Origin of the sequence: Holdemanella porci (assembly GCF_019052655.1) — a bacterium.
Taxonomy (GTDB): domain Bacteria; phylum Bacillota_I; class Bacilli_A; order Erysipelotrichales; family Erysipelotrichaceae; genus Holdemanella; species Holdemanella hominis.
Genome location: NZ_JAHQVB010000146.1, coordinates 1 through 889 on the forward strand (window position 1 = coordinate 1; position 889 = coordinate 889).

Annotated in this window: 1 pseudogene; it reads right to left on the minus strand. The window is 29.8% G+C overall.

Annotation, left to right across the window (positions count from 1 at the left end):
* Nucleotides 1–695: 695 nt before the first annotated feature.
* Nucleotides 696–889: pseudogene (locus tag KTQ83_RS11850) on the minus strand (IS4 family transposase); the annotation flags it as partial.

Below are 889 nucleotides of genomic sequence, written 5' to 3' on the forward strand. Positions count from 1 at the left end.
TTTCCTGTTCAGTTTTCAAAGATCATCTGCACCTCAGCAGTGCTCATCTATATTACCAAATACTTTTCACTTCGTCAAATGTTTTTTTAATTTTTTTCATATTTTTTTACTATAAACGCTTACTTCGATGAAATAGACATTTCAAATCTATTTATACTATGCCTACCCATTGGGCGGATTTGGCTCAAGTTGCATAATCAACGATATGCTCGTTCCTATACCTGTACAAATTATCGTAAAGCAAAGACGACAAAATGGGCTTTTTAAATTTTGAAAAGTTGAAATATATACGTAAATATATTTAATAAACGTGATAACACTAAACTTAATAACAACTGTAATAGATCTAATATGATTTTCTTATTCTTTTTCAGTCTTATATAAATCACTATTTGTACTACGACAAGTATAACGTATATCAAAATGTTAAATTCCCAAAATTTTGTGTACTTATCTGCAATATACTACAAGATACTGAAGCATTGGCAGCAATCCTAAGTCCTCCTTTGTGTTTCACAGTTAAGCCTAACATTAATATAAACACACAAAAACATATAATAAAATTCATATCAATATCTTTAAGTTAAGAAATAACGAACCGTCCAGATACTATTGTCTGGATGGTATTTTTATTTGAAAGCACGACGAAATTTGTAGTATTGCTACTACATTTTAAAAATATATAATATTAGTTGTTAATCATATCTATAGTTAAAAGATACCGGTGATTTGGCTTTCACTTTCCGTTCATTCTGGCGATTAGGACGGATTGGCAGTATTTCTTTAGCTATCAGTGATTCAATATCAGGTGGATTCTTTCCGCCTTTTTCTTTGATTTTTATATTGTTACTTACTCTGCTGCAGAAATTATATAACACTAGCTTTGCAT